The sequence below is a fragment of the Aquimarina sp. AU58 genome (genome assembly GCF_900312745.1).
Taxonomy (GTDB): Bacteria; Bacteroidota; Bacteroidia; order Flavobacteriales; family Flavobacteriaceae; genus Aquimarina; species Aquimarina spinulae.
Genome location: NZ_OMPD01000014.1, coordinates 941,868 through 962,041, shown reverse-complemented (window position 1 = coordinate 962,041; position 20,174 = coordinate 941,868). Strand labels below are relative to the sequence as shown.

General features: G+C 32.0%; 18 protein-coding genes. 11 read left to right on the top strand and 7 right to left on the bottom strand.

Annotated elements, in window-relative coordinates:
* Positions 1-2: 2 nt before the first annotated feature.
* A complete protein-coding gene (folK, locus tag DK441_RS15495) occupies positions 3-1,130 on the bottom strand; it encodes a 2-amino-4-hydroxy-6-hydroxymethyldihydropteridine diphosphokinase (protein ID WP_109851515.1) in 1,128 nt (375 codons plus the stop codon).
* Positions 1,131-1,231: 101 nt separating this feature from the next.
* Between folK and DK441_RS15490 the strand changes: the two genes are divergently transcribed.
* Complete coding sequence (locus tag DK441_RS15490) at positions 1,232-1,939, top strand: queuosine precursor transporter (protein WP_370444323.1); 708 nt, start codon at positions 1,232-1,234, stop codon at positions 1,937-1,939.
* A 78-nt stretch (positions 1,940-2,017) separates the two neighbouring features.
* Positions 2,018-4,642, top strand: a complete 2,625-nt coding sequence (locus DK441_RS15485; RefSeq protein ID WP_109851514.1) for an AsmA family protein — start codon at positions 2,018-2,020, stop codon at positions 4,640-4,642.
* 142 nt (positions 4,643-4,784) lie between these two features.
* On the opposite strand, the gene DK441_RS15480 is transcribed toward DK441_RS15485, so the two are convergent.
* Positions 4,785-5,630, bottom strand: coding sequence for a M12 family metallopeptidase (locus tag DK441_RS15480; RefSeq protein WP_109851513.1), 846 nt, complete (start codon positions 5,628-5,630; stop codon positions 4,785-4,787).
* Between the two features lie 718 nt (positions 5,631-6,348).
* Here DK441_RS15480 and DK441_RS26650 point away from each other — a divergent pair.
* From DK441_RS26650 to DK441_RS15445, 7 genes are all read left to right on the top strand, one after another.
* The gene (locus tag DK441_RS26650; RefSeq protein ID WP_160112117.1) at positions 6,349-6,540 is read left to right on the top strand and encodes a hypothetical protein; all 192 of its coding nucleotides are present in this window, start codon (positions 6,349-6,351) and stop codon (positions 6,538-6,540) included.
* Positions 6,541-6,853: 313 nt separating this feature from the next.
* On the top strand, positions 6,854-8,122 hold the full coding sequence (locus DK441_RS15470) for a hypothetical protein (protein ID WP_160112116.1): 1,269 nt from the start codon (positions 6,854-6,856) through the stop codon (positions 8,120-8,122).
* Between the two features lie 33 nt (positions 8,123-8,155).
* Complete coding sequence (locus DK441_RS15465; RefSeq protein WP_051575671.1) at positions 8,156-8,593, top strand: hypothetical protein; 438 nt, start codon at positions 8,156-8,158, stop codon at positions 8,591-8,593.
* 490 nt (positions 8,594-9,083) lie between these two features.
* Positions 9,084-10,343: a hypothetical protein gene (locus tag DK441_RS15460; protein ID WP_109851510.1), complete on the top strand. Its 1,260-nt coding sequence runs from the start codon at positions 9,084-9,086 to the stop codon at positions 10,341-10,343.
* A gap of 65 nt (positions 10,344-10,408) precedes the next feature.
* A complete protein-coding gene (locus DK441_RS15455) occupies positions 10,409-10,849 on the top strand; it encodes a hypothetical protein (protein WP_160112115.1) in 441 nt (146 codons plus the stop codon).
* 118 nt (positions 10,850-10,967) lie between these two features.
* Positions 10,968-11,606: a LysE family transporter gene (locus DK441_RS15450; protein WP_109851508.1), complete on the top strand. Its 639-nt coding sequence runs from the start codon at positions 10,968-10,970 to the stop codon at positions 11,604-11,606.
* 149 nt (positions 11,607-11,755) lie between these two features.
* Entirely contained in the window at positions 11,756-13,171 is a 1,416-nt protein-coding gene (locus tag DK441_RS15445) for an aspartate aminotransferase family protein (RefSeq protein ID WP_109853534.1), read from the top strand.
* Here DK441_RS15445 and DK441_RS15440 read toward each other — a convergent pair.
* Complete coding sequence (locus tag DK441_RS15440; protein WP_109851507.1) at positions 13,168-13,962, bottom strand: DUF2797 domain-containing protein; 795 nt, start codon at positions 13,960-13,962, stop codon at positions 13,168-13,170. The genes DK441_RS15445 and DK441_RS15440 overlap by 4 nt on opposite strands.
* 144 nt (positions 13,963-14,106) lie before the next feature.
* Between DK441_RS15440 and DK441_RS15435 the strand changes: the two genes are divergently transcribed.
* Both DK441_RS15435 and DK441_RS15430 read left to right on the top strand, forming a co-directional pair.
* The gene (locus DK441_RS15435) at positions 14,107-15,639 is read left to right on the top strand and encodes a GH3 auxin-responsive promoter family protein (protein WP_109851506.1); all 1,533 of its coding nucleotides are present in this window, start codon (positions 14,107-14,109) and stop codon (positions 15,637-15,639) included.
* 245 nt (positions 15,640-15,884) lie between these two features.
* A complete protein-coding gene (locus DK441_RS15430) occupies positions 15,885-16,211 on the top strand; it encodes a hypothetical protein (protein ID WP_109851505.1) in 327 nt (108 codons plus the stop codon).
* Positions 16,212-16,296: 85 nt separating this feature from the next.
* Here DK441_RS15430 and clpX read toward each other — a convergent pair whose 3' ends face one another.
* From clpX to DK441_RS15410, 4 genes are all read right to left on the bottom strand, one after another.
* Positions 16,297-17,529 (bottom strand): ATP-dependent Clp protease ATP-binding subunit ClpX, encoded by a 1,233-nt coding sequence (gene clpX / locus DK441_RS15425; protein WP_109851504.1) that lies wholly within the window; start codon positions 17,527-17,529, stop codon positions 16,297-16,299.
* 95 nt (positions 17,530-17,624) lie between these two features.
* Positions 17,625-18,299 (bottom strand): ATP-dependent Clp endopeptidase proteolytic subunit ClpP, encoded by a 675-nt coding sequence (gene clpP, locus DK441_RS15420; protein ID WP_025667217.1) that lies wholly within the window; start codon positions 18,297-18,299, stop codon positions 17,625-17,627.
* Between the two features lie 101 nt (positions 18,300-18,400).
* Positions 18,401-19,723 carry a trigger factor gene (gene tig / locus DK441_RS15415; RefSeq protein WP_109851503.1) on the bottom strand — a complete coding sequence of 441 codons (1,323 nt, stop codon included), beginning with the start codon at positions 19,721-19,723 and terminating at the stop codon, positions 18,401-18,403.
* A gap of 95 nt (positions 19,724-19,818) precedes the next feature.
* The gene (locus DK441_RS15410) at positions 19,819-20,166 is read right to left on the bottom strand and encodes a phage holin family protein (protein WP_109851502.1); all 348 of its coding nucleotides are present in this window, start codon (positions 20,164-20,166) and stop codon (positions 19,819-19,821) included.
* Positions 20,167-20,174 lie beyond the last annotated feature (8 nt).

Below are 20,174 nucleotides of genomic sequence, written 5' to 3'. Positions count from 1 at the left end.
TATTATTTTGAGATCTCTTCGATAATCGAAATGTAATCAGATCGGTTTGCTATAAAATCTCGTTTAGATACATCTATTATCCTTACATTAAATTCTGGTTGTGATTTTATAAATTGCAAATACCCCTTATTGATCTTATCCAGATAATCTGCAGGGATTTTTTGCTCATAGTCCCTTCCTCTTTTTTTGATATTTTCTAAAAGACGTTCTGTATCTTGATATAAATACACATATAGTCCGGGTTTAGTCAAATTTCTATACATCAAGTCAAATACTTTTTTGTACAGCATAAATTCTTCTGATTGTAAGGTAACCTTAGCAAAAATCAATGATTTAAATACATCATAATCACTCACCACAAAATCTTTAAACAGATCAAACTGAGCAATATCATCCTGCAAACGCTGATAACGATCTGCCAAAAAAGACATTTCGAGAGGAAAAGCATAACGCTCCATATCCTCATAAAACTTTGGTAAAAAAGGGTTATCTGCAAAACGTTCCAGAATAAGTTTTGCATTAAACTCTTGAGCTATTAGTTGTGCTAAACTTGTCTTACCAGCTCCAATATTTCCTTCGACAGTTAGGAATTGAAAGCGGGACAAGGCATACTTTTCTTTTGGGTTAACTATTTTCTCCCCAAGCAAAGTAACTTTTGAAGCATCCGAAGTGCTACCTAACAATTGCTTTACGGTTTGCTTCAATTTTGGATGCACCATATCCCCTGCAATCTCTGCTAGTGGCTCTAATACAAATTTTCGATCCTGCATTGCAGGATGAGGAACGATCAAGTCTTTGGTTTCTATACTTCCTTCAGAAGAAAAAATAATATCCAGATCAATCGTTCTTGCCTCATATCCTTTACCATCTGTTCTATTTCTACCCAGAGAATTTTCAATTTCTAATAGCATTATTAACACTTCATTTTCAGAAAGAAAAGTACGTACCGCAATACAAGCATTATAAAAATCATCACTACTAAATCCCCAGGCTGGAGTTTGATACACCCCAGAAATCGAAACCAAATCTCCTATCGATTCATATATATCATTAATAGCATTCTGTAGAAAATCCATACGATTTCCTATATTACTTCCTAACGAAATATGTAACAGACGGGATGTTTTCAAGATTGGATTTTTTATATTCTGACCAGAACTCCTTATTTTTAGAACAAATTAAACAAAACAAAATCACTTCGCCTTATTTTTAAGTAAACTATTATTTTATTTTGACAGAAACTCCTCTGAATTTAAAAAACAAACGCGTAGCCTATCGAATATACCTGATACTTGGCGCACTTTTCATTTCATCATTAGTAGTATCTAATCTTATTTTTCAAAAATTCTTTTATTGGGATTTTTTCGGAATATATACTTTTGAAATTTCTGTAGGAATCCTACCATATCCTATTACTTTTTTGATAACCGATATTATTAGTGAAATATTTGGCAAGAGAAAAGCGAATCAAATTGTTACGGCAGGTATTTTTGCATCTTTTTTTTCATTACTCATTGTATATACTTCAGCTTCGGTGCCCGCTACGGCCTGGTCTCCTATAGATGATGATATATTCAATCAGGTTTTTGGTGCTACAGTAATCGCCGTATTTGCATCAATGATGGCTTATCTTTTTGCACAATATATTGATATCCAGATTTTTCATTTCTGGAAACGTGTTACAAAAGGAAAACATCTTTGGTTGCGAAATAATTTCTCTACTTTTTCTTCTCAATTTATAGACACCCTAACAGTTCTTTTGTTATTATGTTCTGCTGGTATTATAGATTGGGATCGTTTTGGAATATTATTACTTAATGGTTTTTTGTTTAAAATATTGGTCGCTGCACTAGACACTCCTATTTTATACCTATGTGTGTATGTTATAAGAAAGCGATTTAAACTAAAACAAGGTGGTGAATTAGCTCTGGAAATTTAAAATCTAACAAATAGTTAACTTAAAAAAAGTAACATTGTATCTTTGTAAATCGTTTCTTTATCTCAAAGCTATTTTATCATGAAAAAAGTCCTCAAAATTCTTGGTATTTTTTTACTACTATTTATCATCGGTATTATCTCGATTCCTTTTTTGTTTAAGGGAACTATTCAGGATAAAGTGCGTTACCTGGTGAATGAGCATGTGCATGCAAAAGTAGACTTTGCAAATTTGGATATTAGTCTTATCAGGAGTTTTCCACAAGCATCTGTAGTTATTGATGAGTTTTTGATTATTAATTATACTCCTTTTGAAGGAGACACCCTGGCGTATTCTAAAAAAATAGCTCTGGATATGTCTATCAAAGAATTATTTAAAAACGCTTCAGAACCTATTAGTGTTCAAAAAATAGTAATCGATGAAGCCAATATCGCAATCAAGACTGATTCATTAGGAAATTCTAATGTTGATATTGTTAGAAAACAGGAAGATGCTGCAGAAACTCAACCGGAAGAAGAAAGTGGTGCTTTTACCTTTGCTTTGGATCATTATGAAATAAACGATAGTAAAATTCTATTTAGAGATGATATAAGTAAAACCCTATTAGCAATGACCGATCTTAATCATAGCGGTGATGGATCGATCTCTGGAGAAAAAATAATCTTAGATACTAAAACGAATACTGAAGCCTCACTAAATCTAGATGGCACTAAATATCTAAACAAAAACAAATTACAGCTTGATGCCCAAATAGAATTAGATCTTGAGAATCAGCGTTATTCTTTCAAAGAAAATAAAGCTCAGGTTAATCGATTACCTCTCGAATTTGCAGGGTATGTTCAGTTATTCGAAAAATATACCGATGTAGATCTCAGTTTTAAAACTCCTTCGTCTGATTTTAAGAATTTCCTTGCCGTTATTCCTGAAACTTATGTCAAAAGCCTGGATGGAGTACAAACTAGTGGAGACTTTTCTATTAATGGAACCATCAAAGGAAAATCTGATGATACCTATATCCCAAAAATGGATATCAAGATCGCATCAAGTAATGCTTCTTTTAAATATCCTGATTTACCAAAAGGTGTTAAAAATATAAATATCGACACTAAGATTAAGAATGAAACCGGATTGGTAGATGATACGTATATCAATATTGACAATTTAACTTTCAAAATAGATCAGGATTCTTTTGCTGCCAAAGGTAGTTTGCGAAACCTAACTAAAAACATGATTGTAGATATGATGCTAAAAGGTACATTAAACCTGGCTAACCTGAATCAGGCATATCCTTTACAACTGGAAGAAAAAATAAATGGAATTGTTAATGCAGATGTCAAAACTCATTTTGATATGCAATCTTTAGAAAAAGAACAATATCAAAATATAAAAAGCTCTGGTACTGCCAGTATTTCTCAATTTACATATGCATCTACTGATACACCAAATGAAATAAAAGTTGAAAATGCCGATGTAAGTTTTACACCAGAAACCATTTCATTAGACAAAATGCAGGCAACTACAGGAAGATCAGATCTTGCTGCCACAGGTACCATACAAAACCTAATGGGATTCTTGTTTGCAAAACAAGATCTAAAAGGAGATTTTAATGTAAATTCTAATGTGTTTGCCGTAGATGATTTTATGGTGAGTGAACAAGAGGCCGAAGAAGAGGTCGCAAGTACAACAGAAGATGAAACTATGAGAATTCCTTCTTTTCTGGATGCTACATTAAATTTTGACACCAAAAAAGTTTTCTACGATAACTTAGAATTACAGAATACAAAAGGAACCGTAAAAATAAAAGATGAAACTGCTTATTTAGAAAACGTAACTTCTAATATTTTTGATGGAGGGATGGCTCTAAATGGTAACGTATCTACTAAGTCTAAAGTTCCTACTTTTGATATGGCTTTGGATTTAAGCAAAATAGATATTGTAAAGTCTTTTAATAATTTAGAATTAATAAAAGGTTTAGCCCCGATAGCAAAAGCACTTACTGGTAACCTTACTACAAAAATCAACTTGAATGGTAATCTTAATGAAAATCTTATTCCTGTTTTAACCTCATTAAAAGGTAAAGCACTTGCCGAGATTCTTAATGCCCAGGTATCTACAACTAAAACTCCATTTTTATCTACACTAGATAACCAGCTTAATTTTGTAGAAATTGATCAATTAAATCTAAAAGACATTAAAACTAATCTAAGCTTTGATGACGGAAAAATTAATGTAAAACCTTTTGAGTTTGATGTCCAAGGGATAAAGGTTACTGCTGGTGGAAGTCATAGTTTTGAGCAAAATATGAATTACAACATCAAACTAGATGTACCTGCTAAGTATCTAGGTAGCGAGGTTGGAAACCTGATCTCACAACTTGATCAAAAGGAAGCAAATACTATGACTGTTGGACTACCAATTGGGCTTTCTGGTAATTTTAAAAACCCAAAGGTTAGCTTAAATACAGATATGGCGATAAAGCAACTCACGCAACAAATAGTAGACAAACAGAAAGAAAAAGTAAAAGGAGAGCTTATCGGTAAGGGTGGAAAAGTATTAACAGACCTATTAGGAAATTCTAAAAAACAAACTGATTCTTCTAAAACGAATAACAACACCGAAGAAACACTAAAAAATACTGCAAAAAATATCTTAGGAGGATTTTTAGGTAAGAAAAAGAAAAAAGACTCTACAAAAACAAAGAATTGATAAATGTAATAGAAAAGAGTGTACCTGATTTCTCAAGTACCCTCTTATACTCAAAAATAATATTTTATTGGATACGATGATCCAATTGATTTTTACATCACAGATTTATATGTGTATAGGGATTTTCCATCAAAATTTAGAATTATCTCTTAGGATATTCTAAATTAGTGCCTATAATGTCTAACGGGGATATCGTTTCCTGAGCTCCGGTATAGCCTTCACCATTAAGTAACGTAATTGTTGGTTTACCATTTTTAGAAAAAGCATATTGATGATACATCATTATACTATTGATGTCAAATGCCCTAGTTAATCTTCTTGAATTCTTAATCTTGAATTGATCTTCTTGACCACTTCGAATGTTTTCCCATTTTATAATAATATAGTTGTCTCTTTCTGGTCTTGCTTGTTCATGAAGAAAACCATGCGTATGACCTATTTCATGAGTAACAAGGTTGGCACCGACATTATAACCTAATTTAATAATTCCTCCACCTAAATTGAACCCAATAGATGCCGCACCACAAGTTGAACATACATCCGAAGATTGTGTAAAAGTTACATAACCGAACAACTCATTGGTTCTTTTTTTAAACTTTATATTAGTTTTTCTACTCCATCTTTTCATCGCCAATAGTATATTAGTACGTAACTTAAGACTTAAATTACTACTTAGGGCAAAAACAACAGTGTTGTTTGGCCATTTTTTAACAGGATCTAGTAATGTTAATTTTTGATTAGCAATTTGAGGAGTGTCCGATATATGTTCTTCAGAAAGAATGATGTCATCATGGTAAAGGTATTCTCCGTTACCCATGTCTTTGACAGTAACTAAATCTCCATCAAAATATTTTTCAATCAATTTTCCGTTAGATGTTGTTACGTCATCAGTTACACTTTCTTCTACGCTCTCTTTTTGGCAAGAAGCGAAAAGTAAAACTGTGCCCAGTGCGAGAGTTTTAAATGACCTGATTTTTTGTGTGTTCATGATTGTGTGAAATTAAGTTTGTTTTAAAAAATTATTTAAACCCGGACTATTCAATAGGATTCAATTCATTGATTTTTAAACAGTTTCCCATTTTACAAAACAGGTTGAAATACCATAAATGCTGATGTTTTTTAATTTTTGTATAGCATCATTATGGTAAAATTGAAAAATATAGGGAAACGGTAATATTTGCAGTATTTCAAAGATGTAATAGATTTTCTATTATAAAGCAAGTACAGATACTAGAGTGAACAAAAAACCAACCTTATTTATCTATCTCCCAGACCCGAAGGAAAGCTTATTCCCCTCCCTTTGGGAGGATTGAGGCGGGATAGATAAACAATTGTATGCGCAACATTGTAAATTTCCCTTTAAAAAGGAAAATTGTCGTCCCCCCCTTTCTAGCATTTTTGTAAAACTATAATACTATTGACTCTATATTGTCCTGATTCTTTGAATAATCAAAAAAACAGGACAACCTTGTAACTGGTTCGCGACAAGTTTCCCTGTGTTATTCCCAAGTTTACATCCCGAGAGACAACAAAGTTGTCCGTTGATGTAGGCGATCTTGAGGTAATAAAATAAACTCAGTAGTTTTATGTTGATTGAACAGATGACTGGACTTCATCTCTTTGTTTTTATGAGGAATGAATACTTTAAAGTTGTTTTTGATAAGAATATAATACCTGATCTTATTACGGTTAAGATACTCTAGCCATTGTTCCCCTATAAACTCCTTGTCTACTACTATGGATTCGATAACCTCTTTACCAAAGAGCATGATCACTATGATTTACAACAACTAGTCTTCCCAAAAGATACTAGTGTTGTTGAAGACAGGCCTTATTTTGATTTTGATATAATTGCCCAGCGTATTGGCGCAGAAAATATACTTGCAATCCATAATTAGAAGCAATACCGTATATGAGCATCAATATGAATTAGATTTACCAGAAAAACAAGATCCGGATATTCTCAAAGATGAAATTATTACCTTAAACAGGGTATTAAACCTAAGATCCCGCTAAAAAACCAGGATTAGTTCAACTATTTATTTTGAATACATTACTACGCTACTTTTCAAAATAGAGTTTCACTGATAAAAACATAATCTTGGATGCAATACACCTGTTAAAGATACGTTAACAATTTAGTAATCTTATACCTACAATATAAGTATGTATATAGTTATAATTTTACTACAAAACTAAATCCCCCTAGCTATGAAATTGAAGAGTATTTCCATAATTCTTTTTTATTCTCTTTCCTTTTTATCATTCTCGCAAACAGAAATTAATGACAATCAAATGCGATGGATTAAAGGATGGACAAATTTTGACCCTAATCAAAGAGAGTACCCAGATCCCGAAGAAGTACTTCCTAATATTATTGATAGTAACTCTTATTTAAAAAATGATGTGACGTATCTAATGTCTGGAAATGTTTATGTAATTAATAATGCTACTCTAACAATACAAGAAGGAACTATAATTAGATGTGATGTCGAAAATGAAGCAAGCCTGGTAATAACCAAAGGTTCTAAATTAATTGCAAGAGGTACAAAAGGGTTTCCAATTGTATTTACATCAAATAATGCCCAAAAATCCAGAAAAGCTGGAGATTGGGGCGGTATCATAATTGCCGGATCCGGTACAATTAATTCGCCTGCCGGATCTAAAACTATAGAAGGGAATTTTCTACCTCAATATTCTTCGTACGGAGGAACACAAGAAAATGAATTAACAACCATGATGTCGTATGTTCGAATTGAATATGCAGGAAAAAAAATCAATCAATCCAAAGAGTTAAATGGATTATCCCTTTATGCACTAGGAAGTAATTCGATCATAAACAATGTTATGATCAGTTATTCGGCAGATGATTCTTTCGAATGTTTTGGAGGTAACGTGAACATGTCTAACCTAATCTCTTACAAAGCAAAAGATGATGATTATGATTTTACATTAGGATATAATGGAGAATTAAGCAATATTCTTGCAATTAGACATCCATATATTAGTGATATTAGTGGTTCTTATGTTATCGAAGCAGATGGGTATGACAAAAAAGAAGGATTTATCGATCTAGAAGCATTATCAAACATACGTATCAAAAATGCAACTTTAGTAAACCTATCCGATCAAAACAATTACCAACATACTACTGCTGCAATTTCGTCTAAGAATTTAGCTAAACTCAATCTTACCAACATGCGTATATCTGGTTTTGCTAATGTTGTAAAATTTGATAAAACCTACAAATCATATTCTGATCTTCAAAAGTATTTCTCCTTAGAAAATAGTGTTTTTAACGTACACAGTAAATCAGTCCTGACACAATATAGCTCTACCATAAATACTGATCAATTGTTGAAGTATAATATGTATACAAATCATTTTAAAAGTGCTGCCGATCTATTTACTGATCCATTTGATGAAAAAAAACCAATATTTACACTAAAGGATTCGAAAAATTATACTGTAATGCAGTAAATTTGAATATATGCACTTAAAATCATCACAATAATGAAATTATTTAGTACCGCTTTCTTTGTATTTTTTATCATCAACCTTAATTATGCTCAAACAAGAAAGAATGTTTTTTTTGAGCAAAAGGCATTAACCAAAAAATTTCACACTATAGATGAATTAGAAGACCTAAAAAAAGGCGAACTTGTTAAATTGTATACAGATCGTATTAATGAAATAATAACTGTTCTACCTTATTTAGCTCTTACCAATGAAGCTGGTGTTAAATTGTCTGACATTGGTATTAAAGAAAGTTCTGATCATTTAAAATCGCTTAACAAACACCATACGATGACTACAGACATGACTGAAAGTAATAAAAACTTAATTTCAGAATTTATTCCTTATGCGGATACAGAAAAGATTATTTGGGGTATTTTATATTTTGAAGAAGTAATTAAAAAAGTTAGAATAGGCGCTAACGGAAATTTTTAGTCCAGTATATTAGTAGATATTTCTATCCATATAAACCAAATCAGCTTATAATCAATTAATAAGCTGATTTTTTTTATAAATAGGTTTTCAAAATACTTTTTACTTACAAACCATATTCATTGTATGTAATATATCGTCTTTTTTTGTTCTTAAATAAAATTTTAATAGAAAAACCACTTATAAATAGCACTCTAAAACGGGGGGAAACACCCCTTTTTTAACAAAAAATGAATTCACTAAATAAAGTTGTTTAATGTTTGCAAAAATCCAATAAACATTCGTTAATTTTTTGATTATCAACAAAATATAAAATAATCATGTAGGAATTTTACTCATAATATTTTATTAATTTAAGTTAAAATAACGACTAACGTACAAAGTCTACGGTAAACACGTAACCACTTTTGTTAAAACTCTTATATCTTAGTAGTCCCAAAATTGGGAGAGAGAAATTTCTTCCAAATAAAGTTTAACCCCAAAATAAACTATTATGAAAAAAAGATGTTCTCTATTAACAGCTTTTATCCTACTACTAATTTCTAATCTAGCTATTGCACAAGATTTTAATGAAAATAATGACAGATGGGTCAAAGGATGGACAAATTTTACACCTAATAAAACTGACTATCCAGAAGCTGAAGAGAAACTGCCTAATATTATAATGGATCATACTTATTTAAGAAATGATATTGTGTATTCGATGTCTGGTGATGTATATGTAACGAATGGTGCATCTTTAACTATTCAAGAAGGAACAATTATACGATGTGATCATGAAAATCCTGCAAACCTTATTATTTCTAAAGGTTCAAAATTGATTGCAGCAGGATCCAAAGCTTATCCTATCGTTTTTACATCCAGCAAAGCTCCTAAATCTCGAAACAGTGGAGATTGGGGAGGTATAATTATTGCTGGGTCTGGAAAAGTAAATACAGTTTCAGGTAGCGGTATACTTGAAGGTGATTTCAACCCTCAGTATTCTGTTTATGGAGGAAATAACATAAATGAAGAAACGACAATACTACGATTTGTAAGAATCGAATTTTCTGGAAACAATGGATCTAATGGATTATCTCTATATGGTTTAGGGACTTCTTCTATCGTAAAAGATATTATGGTAAGTTATTCGGGTCAGGATTCTTATAATATTCACGGAGGAAAAAATAACATTCAGAATCTGGTTTCCCTTAAAGCACAAGATGATGATTACCACATTTCTGAAGGTTTTAGAGGGACAATTAAGAATGTTCTTGCTATAAGACATCCATACATCAACAGTCCCCAGGGATCATATGCTATCGAAATAGATGGATACAATACAGAACTTGGTTACATTAAACCAGATGCTATAACAGATGTTACTATTGCTAATGCAACTCTTGTTAACTTGTCTGATAAAACCAATTACCAGCATACCACTGCAGCTATTTCTACATCTAATTCGGCAATAACATACATACACAACTCTAAAATATCTGGTTTCTCTGATGTTGTTAAGTTTGATAAATCATATACATCTTTGGCTGTAATACAAAAAGCATTTATGATGGATAATAGTTTTTTTAATATTCATGGTAAAGGTATAACCACAAGTAATGCAGCAATTAACGGAGCCTTAGATATTTTAAAATACAATAGATTTACCGAAAGCTTTGTTGGCGTAAATGATTTATTTAATGACCCCAAAAGCTCTATTGTACCTAAGTTTCAGTTAAAAAAATCATTAAACAATTATATGGTGATGCAATAATAAAATAGTTTGCTCTGATTTTACTGTACAAAATCAATCAAAATCAAATGTATATTACAAACATTATGTCAAAATTATTAACAAGCTTAATCTTCTTTCTTGCAATAAGTACAATTTATGCACAACAAGCAAATGAAGCCATATTCTTTACGCAAAGGAATCAGACCAATAAATTTCACACAATTAGTGATCTGCAAGCCTTAAAGAAAGGTCAACTCGTAAAACTATATCAAGATCGGGTCGAGGAGATCATGACCATACTCCCATTTCTATCACTTACTAATGAACCTGGTGTAAGACTAAGTGATATTGGCATCAAAGAAGATTCACGACATCTAAAAATTCTTAGAAATAATAAAGAGTCTACGCAAAAAAATTTAGAAGTTACCAAAGAAACTATCGAAGAATTAGTTCCGTATGCCGATACAGAAAAAATTATCTGGACAATCCTGTACTATGAAGAAGTCATTAAAAAAATGAGGATAGGAGTTAACGGAAATTTTTAAAAATTAAATTAGTAATGTGTTTAAATTATCATATTTACTTAGGGTTAGAAGCGGCAATTGCCGCTTCTATTGTTTTATTTAATTGTAAGATTACTTTATTTATAACTACTAAGGATTTATGACACTATCTGTACTATATCTCTTATTAGGAATTGTTACAGCTGTAATAGGTGCACTTCCTTTGGGAGCAGTCAATCTGGCTGTTATTCATACCTCTGTCAAAGAAAATATTAAAAACGCATCCTACATAGCACTGGCAGCAGGGATTGGCGAAGTATTATTAGCTCTTTTTGCATTGCACAGTAGTATGGAGTTATCTGATTTTTTCCGAGAAAATCAATGGATTCAAATTGCGTTCATTATACTCTTCTTTTCTATTGGCGTGTATTTCTTACTTTTTAAGAATAAAGTAAATACTAAACATAAATCCAAAAAATTAAAACTATCCAAATCTAAATTCCTTACTGGTTTTTCTTTAGCTATATTAAACCCTCCTGTAATTATTTACTGGGTTTTAGCCATTTCACTGGTAAACAAATATATTTTTAAACTCACAGTTCAAAACCCACTCATCTCTCTTTTTCTTTTCTTTCTTGGAGTTTACTTAGGAAAAATAGGAACATTATATTTTTATAGTCGATGGGGAAACAAAATTGCACAACAACCAGGCGATTCAAAAGCTAAACTTTCTAGGATTATAGGAATAGTCTTGGTTGTTATTTCTATTTTTCAAGGCATCAATTTTTTAACCGAATGAAGTAAGCTATACCAAAATACCATTTTTTAAGCCATTTATACAAGTAATTATCTGTTAAGTGTTTTTATATTTGTCAGCAATTCTGATAAAATTATATTGCTGTGAATAAAGACGATTTCAACTCCAAGTTAAGCTTGCCAAAAGAAGAAATGCAACGCTATGGATATAAGATTATAGACCATATTGTGGATCATTTTGAGACTCAGAACTCAAAAAAGCCTGTAACTATTGCTTCAAGAGAGGAAATGGATTCTTTATTAACAGAGGAACTTCCTGATCACCCTACTCCTGCAAACGAAGTTCTGGATTTTGTAATGGATCAAGTCATTCCGAACAGCAGTATTGTATCCCATCCAAAATCATATTCTTTTGTACCTGGCCCTAGTAACTACATAAGTGCAATGGCCGATACTATCGCCACAGGTTTTAATATATTTTCTGGTGGTTGGGCTGCATCTCCGGCAGCAGCAGAATTAGAAATAGTAGTTATGAACTGGTTACTTAAGATTTTTGGGTTTCCGACAAAAATGGGAGGAGGAATATTTACCAGTGGTGGTTCGATGGCAAATCTTACTGCATTGGTAACAGCCAGAAGAGTAAAGTGCGGAGAAGATTTTTCTAAAGCAATAATCTACTTATCAGATCAAGCTCATTCTTCAAACATAAAAGCAATCAAAGTAATTGGTTTTAAAAAAGAGCAGATCAGACTTATTCCTACGGATCTAGAATTTAAAGTTTCTTTAAATAAATTAAAAAATGTAATTGCCAAAGATCGTCTTGAAGGGTTTCAACCGTTTTGCATAATAGCATCTGCAGGAACTACCAATACAGGAACTGTAGATCCTATGGATGAAATTGCGAATATCTGCCAGGAAGAAAATTTGTGGATGCATGTTGATGGAGCATACGGAGGTGCAGCAATTTTGGCAAGTAAAGGAAAAAAGCTTTTAAAAGGTATCGAACGAGCAGATTCACTAACTGTAGATCCACACAAGTGGTTTTTTCAGCCATATGAAATAGGTTGTTTATTAGTTAAAGATCATAATTGGTTAAGTGGTACATTTAGTGAGAAACCAGAATATCTAAGAGATATAGAAGGCAATGAATCTGAAATTAATTTTTATGATCATGGTATTCAATTAACCCGACGTTTTCGTGCTTTAAAGTTTTATATGTCATTAAAAACGTTTGGCCTCGAATCTTTTAGAAAAGCCATACAATACAATATAGATCTTGCCGAACAAACTGAAGATATCTTACGAAAAAGCACATATTGGGAAATTACATCGCCAGCTACATTAGCTATAATTAACTTTAGATATCACCCTATTGGTCATCAACTTTCTGAAGAAGAATTAGATCGTATCAATCAGAATATTTCTAAAAAAATAGTCGATTCTAGAGAAGCAATACTGGTAACTACAGTTTTGCAAGGTCAGGTCGTACTTAGGATGTGCCTTATAAATCCAAGAACAACCATTGATGACATTAAAAGTACGTTACAACAATGTGAAATCTACGGAAAAGAAGAATTAGCTATTATAATTACAAAAGAATCATGTTAGGTTATTGTTAAACTAACCACGTATCCTTCGTTATTTCTCACATTAAAGACTGTATTATCTTCAAAAATAAGATATTGCCCTTTAATTCCTTTTAGCACACCAGAGTATTCTGGTGTTTTCTCCAGGTTAAGACTTTTTACAGTATTAGGATATTGAAGTACAGGAAAACGAAGTTGAGTCTCTTTTCCATTTTCGACAAAATACTCTTTTACCTCATCGGGTATAAAATCTTTTAATTTGTTTTTAAAAGAGGTTAGGTCTTCATCTTTTATTTCATTTTTAAGCATGGTACGCCAATTTGTTTTATCGGCAACCTTTTCTTTTAAAGCTACTTCAGTAATACCTGCCAAATATCGATTAGGAACTTCAACAATTTCTATAGCTTCATGAGCTCCTTGATCTATCCATCTTGTGGGTACCTGAGATTTTCTGGTTACCCCTACCTTAACATTACTAGAATTAGCCAGATATACTATATGTGGCTGAAGCTGTGCCTTTTTCTCAAATTCTAAATCCCTATCCTCAATATCTAAATGGGCAGTACTTAACTCTGGACGCATTACCCAATCTCCGACTTGAGGTTGGTTGTAAAAATCATCATAACAATACCCTTGTCTAAATATTTTTTTATTTTCACCACAAGCAAGACACTGATATCCTACAAATTCTATTCGTACTTTTTTATCCAACAATTGGTTCATGTGAATAAAATCGGATTCGAAAACCAGATAATACTGAATAGGATCATTAATTTCTGTTTGCATTTTTGTTAGTACCCCCTGATATTGCATAAAATTTCGTTATATAATAATCTAATAAGAAGAATGTGATTATTTTTATTATTTTAGTTTCTAATTGACAACAACAAAAATAATGTATCCGGTTTTATATTAAGAATTGGTGTACATTATTTCTGCCTAAATATACATTAAAAAATGCCAATCCCATTAGTTAATTCTATAGCCAGCTGGTTCTTAAAAAAACGCTTTCATCAAATGGAGCTTTTTCTTAAGTATCCTAATGAGGTTCAGCTTGAGTTGCTGCATGTGCTATTAGAAACAGCTAAGAATACAGAATTTGGGAAAAGCTATGATTTTGCTACTATAAGTAATTATGAAACTTTTAAAGAACGAGTACCTATACGGTCTTATGAAGATTATGAATCGATAATCGAAAGAAGTCGTTTAGGCGAACACAATATTTTTTGGCCCACTCCTATCAAGTGGTTTGCAAAATCTAGTGGTACTACCAGTTCTAAAAGTAAATTCATCCCTGTTAGTGAAGAATCACTAGAAGATTGTCATTTTGCCGCTGGTAAAGACCTCTTATGTATGTACCTTAACAATAATGAGGAATCAAAACTTTTTACGGGAAAAAGCCTTAGGCTAGGTGGTAGTAAAGAATTATATAAAGAAAACGGAACTTCTTTTGGAGATTTATCTGCAATAATTATAGACAATATGCCTTTTTGGGCAGAGTTTAGCTCTACTCCTAGTAACGAAGTATCATTAATGAGTGATTGGGAGCATAAAATGAAGGCTATTGTTAATGAGACCATTCAGGAAAATGTAACTAGTTTAGCAGGTGTTCCTTCCTGGATGTTAGTTTTACTTAATCAAGTACTGGAAATGACAGGAAATGAGAATATCTTCGACATCTGGAATAATCTCGAAGTATATTTTCACGGTGGAGTAAGTTTTGAACCCTATAAAGATCAATACAGCAAAATTTTACCTAGAAACTCTTTTAAATATTACGAAATATATAATGCTTCTGAAGGTTTCTTTGCTATCCAGGATCATAACAATTCTTCTGAGTTACTATTGATGCTAGACTATGGGATTTTTTATGAGTTTATACCTATGGATACTTATGCTACCAAAACTGAAAAAGTGATTCCGTTAAGCGAAGTAGAGGTTGGAAAAAATTATGCAATCATCATTACAACTAATGCTGGATTATGGCGCTATAAAATTGGAGACACTATTCGATTTACCTCTATAGATCCATATAGGATCAAGGTATCAGGAAGAACCAAGCATCATATTAATGTCTTTGGAGAAGAGCTTATTATCGAAAATGCAGAAGAAGCGCTTAGAAAAACAACTAAAATCACTAATAGTGAAATTGTAGATTATACTGTAGCGCCAATTTTTATGAAAGAACGAGAAAAAGGTGCACATGAGTGGATCATTGAGTTTAAAAAGCATCCCGAAAACATTAAAGAATTTACTCATATTCTCGATCAAAATCTGCAACAGGTAAATAGTGATTATGAGGCCAAAAGATATAACAACACAACTCTTAACATTCTTCATATACGTATTGCAAGACAAAATCTATTCTATGATTGGTTGAAAAAGAATAATAAGCTGGGTGGGCAACATAAAGTTCCTAGACTTTCTAATAAACGAACTTATATTGACGAGCTAATTGCCCTAAATAATGTGAGTTCCTATTCTCCTTGATTAAGAAATAGTTAAGTCTTCCCAAAATCGATCTTTTTTCCATAAAAACCACAAATAAAAACATAAATTATTACGGTTAAACCGTAAAAAAACTATGTAAGAATTGTCGTTTTTAACAAAAAAATTAGTATTTCATCGTTCAAAAAAAGCGTTTGATCTAAAAAATATCAAATCATTTTTTAGGCTCTCATTTTCATATTAAATTTGTCCTCAGATAGTTATTAAATATATTAAAGCCCCAAAATATGAAAACTACGATATCTTGCATTACTTTATTACTGCTAACCATAGGAATTAACGCACAAGAAATCAAAACCGAAAATCATATTACTAATGCCAATGAAACGGCTAATGTGACTACTACTGATGTTTCTTCTTCTACAAGGGCTTTAAAAACAGAAAACACATTAGAAGAAGACACTTGCTATAGTGAAATTTCTAAAGCAACATTTTACGAAGCTTTAATTCGTCAAAATGGTTTAGAAATACACCTTAACAACAGTGATCTTGTATTAAAAAACACAGAGGATATCATTACCAACAATAAGGATCGAATATCATATACAGAATAAATATATTATCAACTAATCAACCAACAAAAAACACCTTTATAAATTTATAAAGGTGTTTTTTTATGTAAAGCTCTTTTCTTTTACTTTAGGAGACCGCTTTAAGCTTTTTAATCGTAGATTTATTCAGCTTCTTTTCGGCATAATCCTTAGTTACTCTAAACTCTGTTTCTTCACTTTCTGGCAGTTCGTACATTGCATCTGTTAAAATTGCTTCGCAAAGTGATCTAAGACCCCTTGCTCCCAATCTATACTCAAGAGCTTTTTCTACAATATATTCTAATGCACCATCGGTAATTGAGAAACCAATATTATCCATTTCAAACAACTTCTTATATTGCTTTATTATAGCATTTTTAGGAACTGTTAAAATTGACCTAAGGGTTTCCTCATCCAAAGGATTCATATAAGAAAGTACAGGAAGTCTACCAATAATCTCAGGAATCAATCCAAAATCTTTTAAATCTCTAGGAATAATATATTGTAACAGATTATCTTTCTCTATAGCGTCTTCACTTTTAGAAGCACTATATCCAACAGCCTGCATATTTAATCGTTTCTGGATCATTTTTTCGATCCCATCGAAGGCGCCACCTGCAATAAAAAGAATATTTTCGGTATCTACTTCGATAAATTTTTGATCTGGATGTTTACGTCCACCTTTTGGCGGAACATTTACTACAGTGCCTTCTAACAATTTAAGTAAAGCTTGTTGCACTCCTTCTCCAGAAACATCTCTGGTAATACTAGGATTATCACTTTTACGAGCTATTTTATCTATCTCATCAATAAATACAATACCACGTTGTGCTTTCTCAAGATTATAATCTGCAGCCTGAAGTAGTCGTGTAAGAATACTTTCTACATCTTCACCCACATAACCTGCTTCGGTAAGTACAGTTGCATCTACAATAGCTAATGGAACGTTAAGCATTTTGGCAATGGTCTTAGCCATTAATGTTTTTCCCGTACCCGTTTGGCCTACCATAATGATATTACTCTTTTGAATCTCAATATCATCTTCTGTTTGTGGTTGCAATAAGCGTTTATAATGATTATATACTGCTACAGACATTACTTTTTTTGTAAACTCCTGTCCTATTACATACTCATCCAAAAATTTCTTGATAGCCATAGGCTTTCGTAACATTAATTCGCTACTAAGTTCACCTGTTTCTTCATCTTTAGCTTCTTCCACCACAATTCCATGTGCCTGAACAATACATCGATCACAAATATGGGCATCTAACCCTGCAATAAGTAAATTGGTTTCAGGCTTCTTTCTTCCACAAAAAGAGCATTCTAAATCTTCCTTAGCCATAGTTATTTATTTTCATTTTCATAAAAACTTCTCTTGTTTTCGTATATACATACAAGTATAAGGGAAAAATCCCCTAATAAACAAGAAAAATTACATCATTCTCTAGTCAAAATCTCATCAATCATTCCATACTCTAGAGCTTTATCTGCTTTCATCCAATAATCTCTATCACTATCCTCATAAACTTTATCGTAGGTTTGTCCGGAGTGTTTGGCAATAATTTTATATAATTCTTCTTTTAATATCAAAATCTCACGTGCAGTAATTTCTATATCACTTGCTTGTCCCTGGGCACCTCCTAATGGTTGATGAATCATAACACGACTATGAGGTAATCCAGAACGTTTTCCTTTTTGTCCTGCACATAATAATACAGCTCCCATAGATGCAGCCATACCTGTACATATAGTAGCTACATCTGGTTTGATAAATTGCATTGTATCATAAATACCAAGGCCTGCATAGACACTTCCTCCTGGAGAATTGATATAAATCTGAATATCTTTAGAAGAATCTACACTTTCGAGAAATAACAATTGGGCCTGAACAATATTAGCAACCTGATCATTAATCCCGGTTCCTAAAAATATAATACGATCCATCATTAACCTCGAGAAAACATCAAAAATAGCAATGTTCATTTGACGTTCTTCTATGATATTAGGAGTCATCCCGGTTGGATACATACTACTAACGATCTGGTTATAATAGTTACTATTAATACCATGATGCTTAGTAGCGTATTTTTCGAATTCTTTTCCGTAATCCATATTTCTTTTTCTGAAATTTTTATTGATAAAAAGGGCGTTAACCTAAAGATAGTTTAACGCCCTAAATATAAGTATAATTCCTTAGTAAATTACAACATTAATTATTTGTAAACTTCTTTTATGAATTCATCAAAACTAACCTCTTTTATCTTTAGCTTTGCATTTTCTTTATAGTAATTAAGTAGCTTTTTACTCATCAATTGTTCAGAGATTCTTTTAACCTCTTCTTGATTAGATAATATTCTTGCTGCAATATCCTCTAGTTCTTTATCTTCTGGAGAATTTTGCCCAAATTGAGCCATCTGACCTTTAATTAACTCTTTTGCAAAATCTTTCAATTCTTCAAAAGTTACCTGAAGATTATTATCATTAATTATTTTACCTTCGATCAATTGATAACGTAATCCTTTTTCGCTTTTTTCAAATTCATCCTTTGCTTCATCTTCTGTCAAAGGCTTTTCACCAGTCGCTCTAATCCATTTCTTCAAAAACTCATTAGGGAGATCAAATTTAGTATTCTCTAAAACATTTTCAGTGATATCATTAAGTAGTTGTTGTTCTGACTGTTGCTCGAATTGACGTTCGGCATCTTCTTTTATTTTTTCTTTCAGATCGGTAACCGACTTTATAACACCTGCACCATATAGTTTATCGAATAACTCCTGATCTAAATCTGCAAGTTCCTGAGTATTTATTTCTGAAACTGTAAAAGCTACTTCTATATTAAGATCGTGTGCCTCATCATGATTTATTTTTAAAGCACTTATCAAATCGTGATCATCGGCAAACAATCCTTTTGTTTTTAGCTTGATAACATCACCTACTTTTGCTCCTATAAATTTATCAAGGTTCTTTTTACCTTTAATTTTATCTAAAGAAACAGTAAATGCATTATCAATTTCTTTTTCTTCATTAACAAAAGAACCAGCTACCAAATCATCTTTCTCTACAACATCTTTAGATATAAGCTTTCCATATTGTTTCTGGATGGTTTTGATCTGATTATCGATCATCTCATCATTTGCTACAATTTTGTAGTGAGTGATCGCTTTTTTACCATTAAGTTTTACTTCAAATTTTGGAGCTAGTCCAAGTTCGAATTCGAAAGAGTAATTATCGGTATCCCAGTCAAAGTTTTCCTGCTCCTTTGGTAATGGATTTCCTAATACATCAAGTTTTTCTTCTGTAAGGTATTTATTTAATGCATCTTGTAACAGTTTATTTACTTCATCTACCAAAACTGCTTTTCCGTATTGTTTTTTAACAAGTCCCATAGGAACGTGACCTTTTCTAAAACCAGGAATGTTAGCATTTTTACGATAATCGCTAAGGATTTTTTCGACCTTATCACTATAGTCTTCTTTAGCGATATCTACGGTTACCACTGCATTTAATTCGTCTAATTGCTCTTTTGAAATATTCATTATCTCTACGTTTACTCTAAAAATTGGCTTGCAAAAGTAATACTTTTTTAGATCACAACAAACTTTTAACTCCTTGAAAAACAGCAAGCGTTACATTAACTTTTGTCTTTCTTCAAAATAGAATGTAGTATTGATTGAAACACAGATAACAAGACACTAAAGATCAACGCCCACAACCATCCATTTACACTAAAACCAGCTATAAAATAATCTGCCAATAAAATAATTGCTGCATTAATAACTAAAAGAAACAATCCCAAAGTAAGTATTGTAGCTGGTAGTGTTAAAATAATCAGTAAAGGCTTTACAATTGTATTCAAAATTGCCAAAACAGCCGCAACTATTAATGCACTAACATAATTATCGACTCCTACTCCTGGTAGGATCTTGGCTAGAAGAAGCACTGCTAATGCATTTAAAATAAGTTTAAGTATAAAATTCATACCTCAAA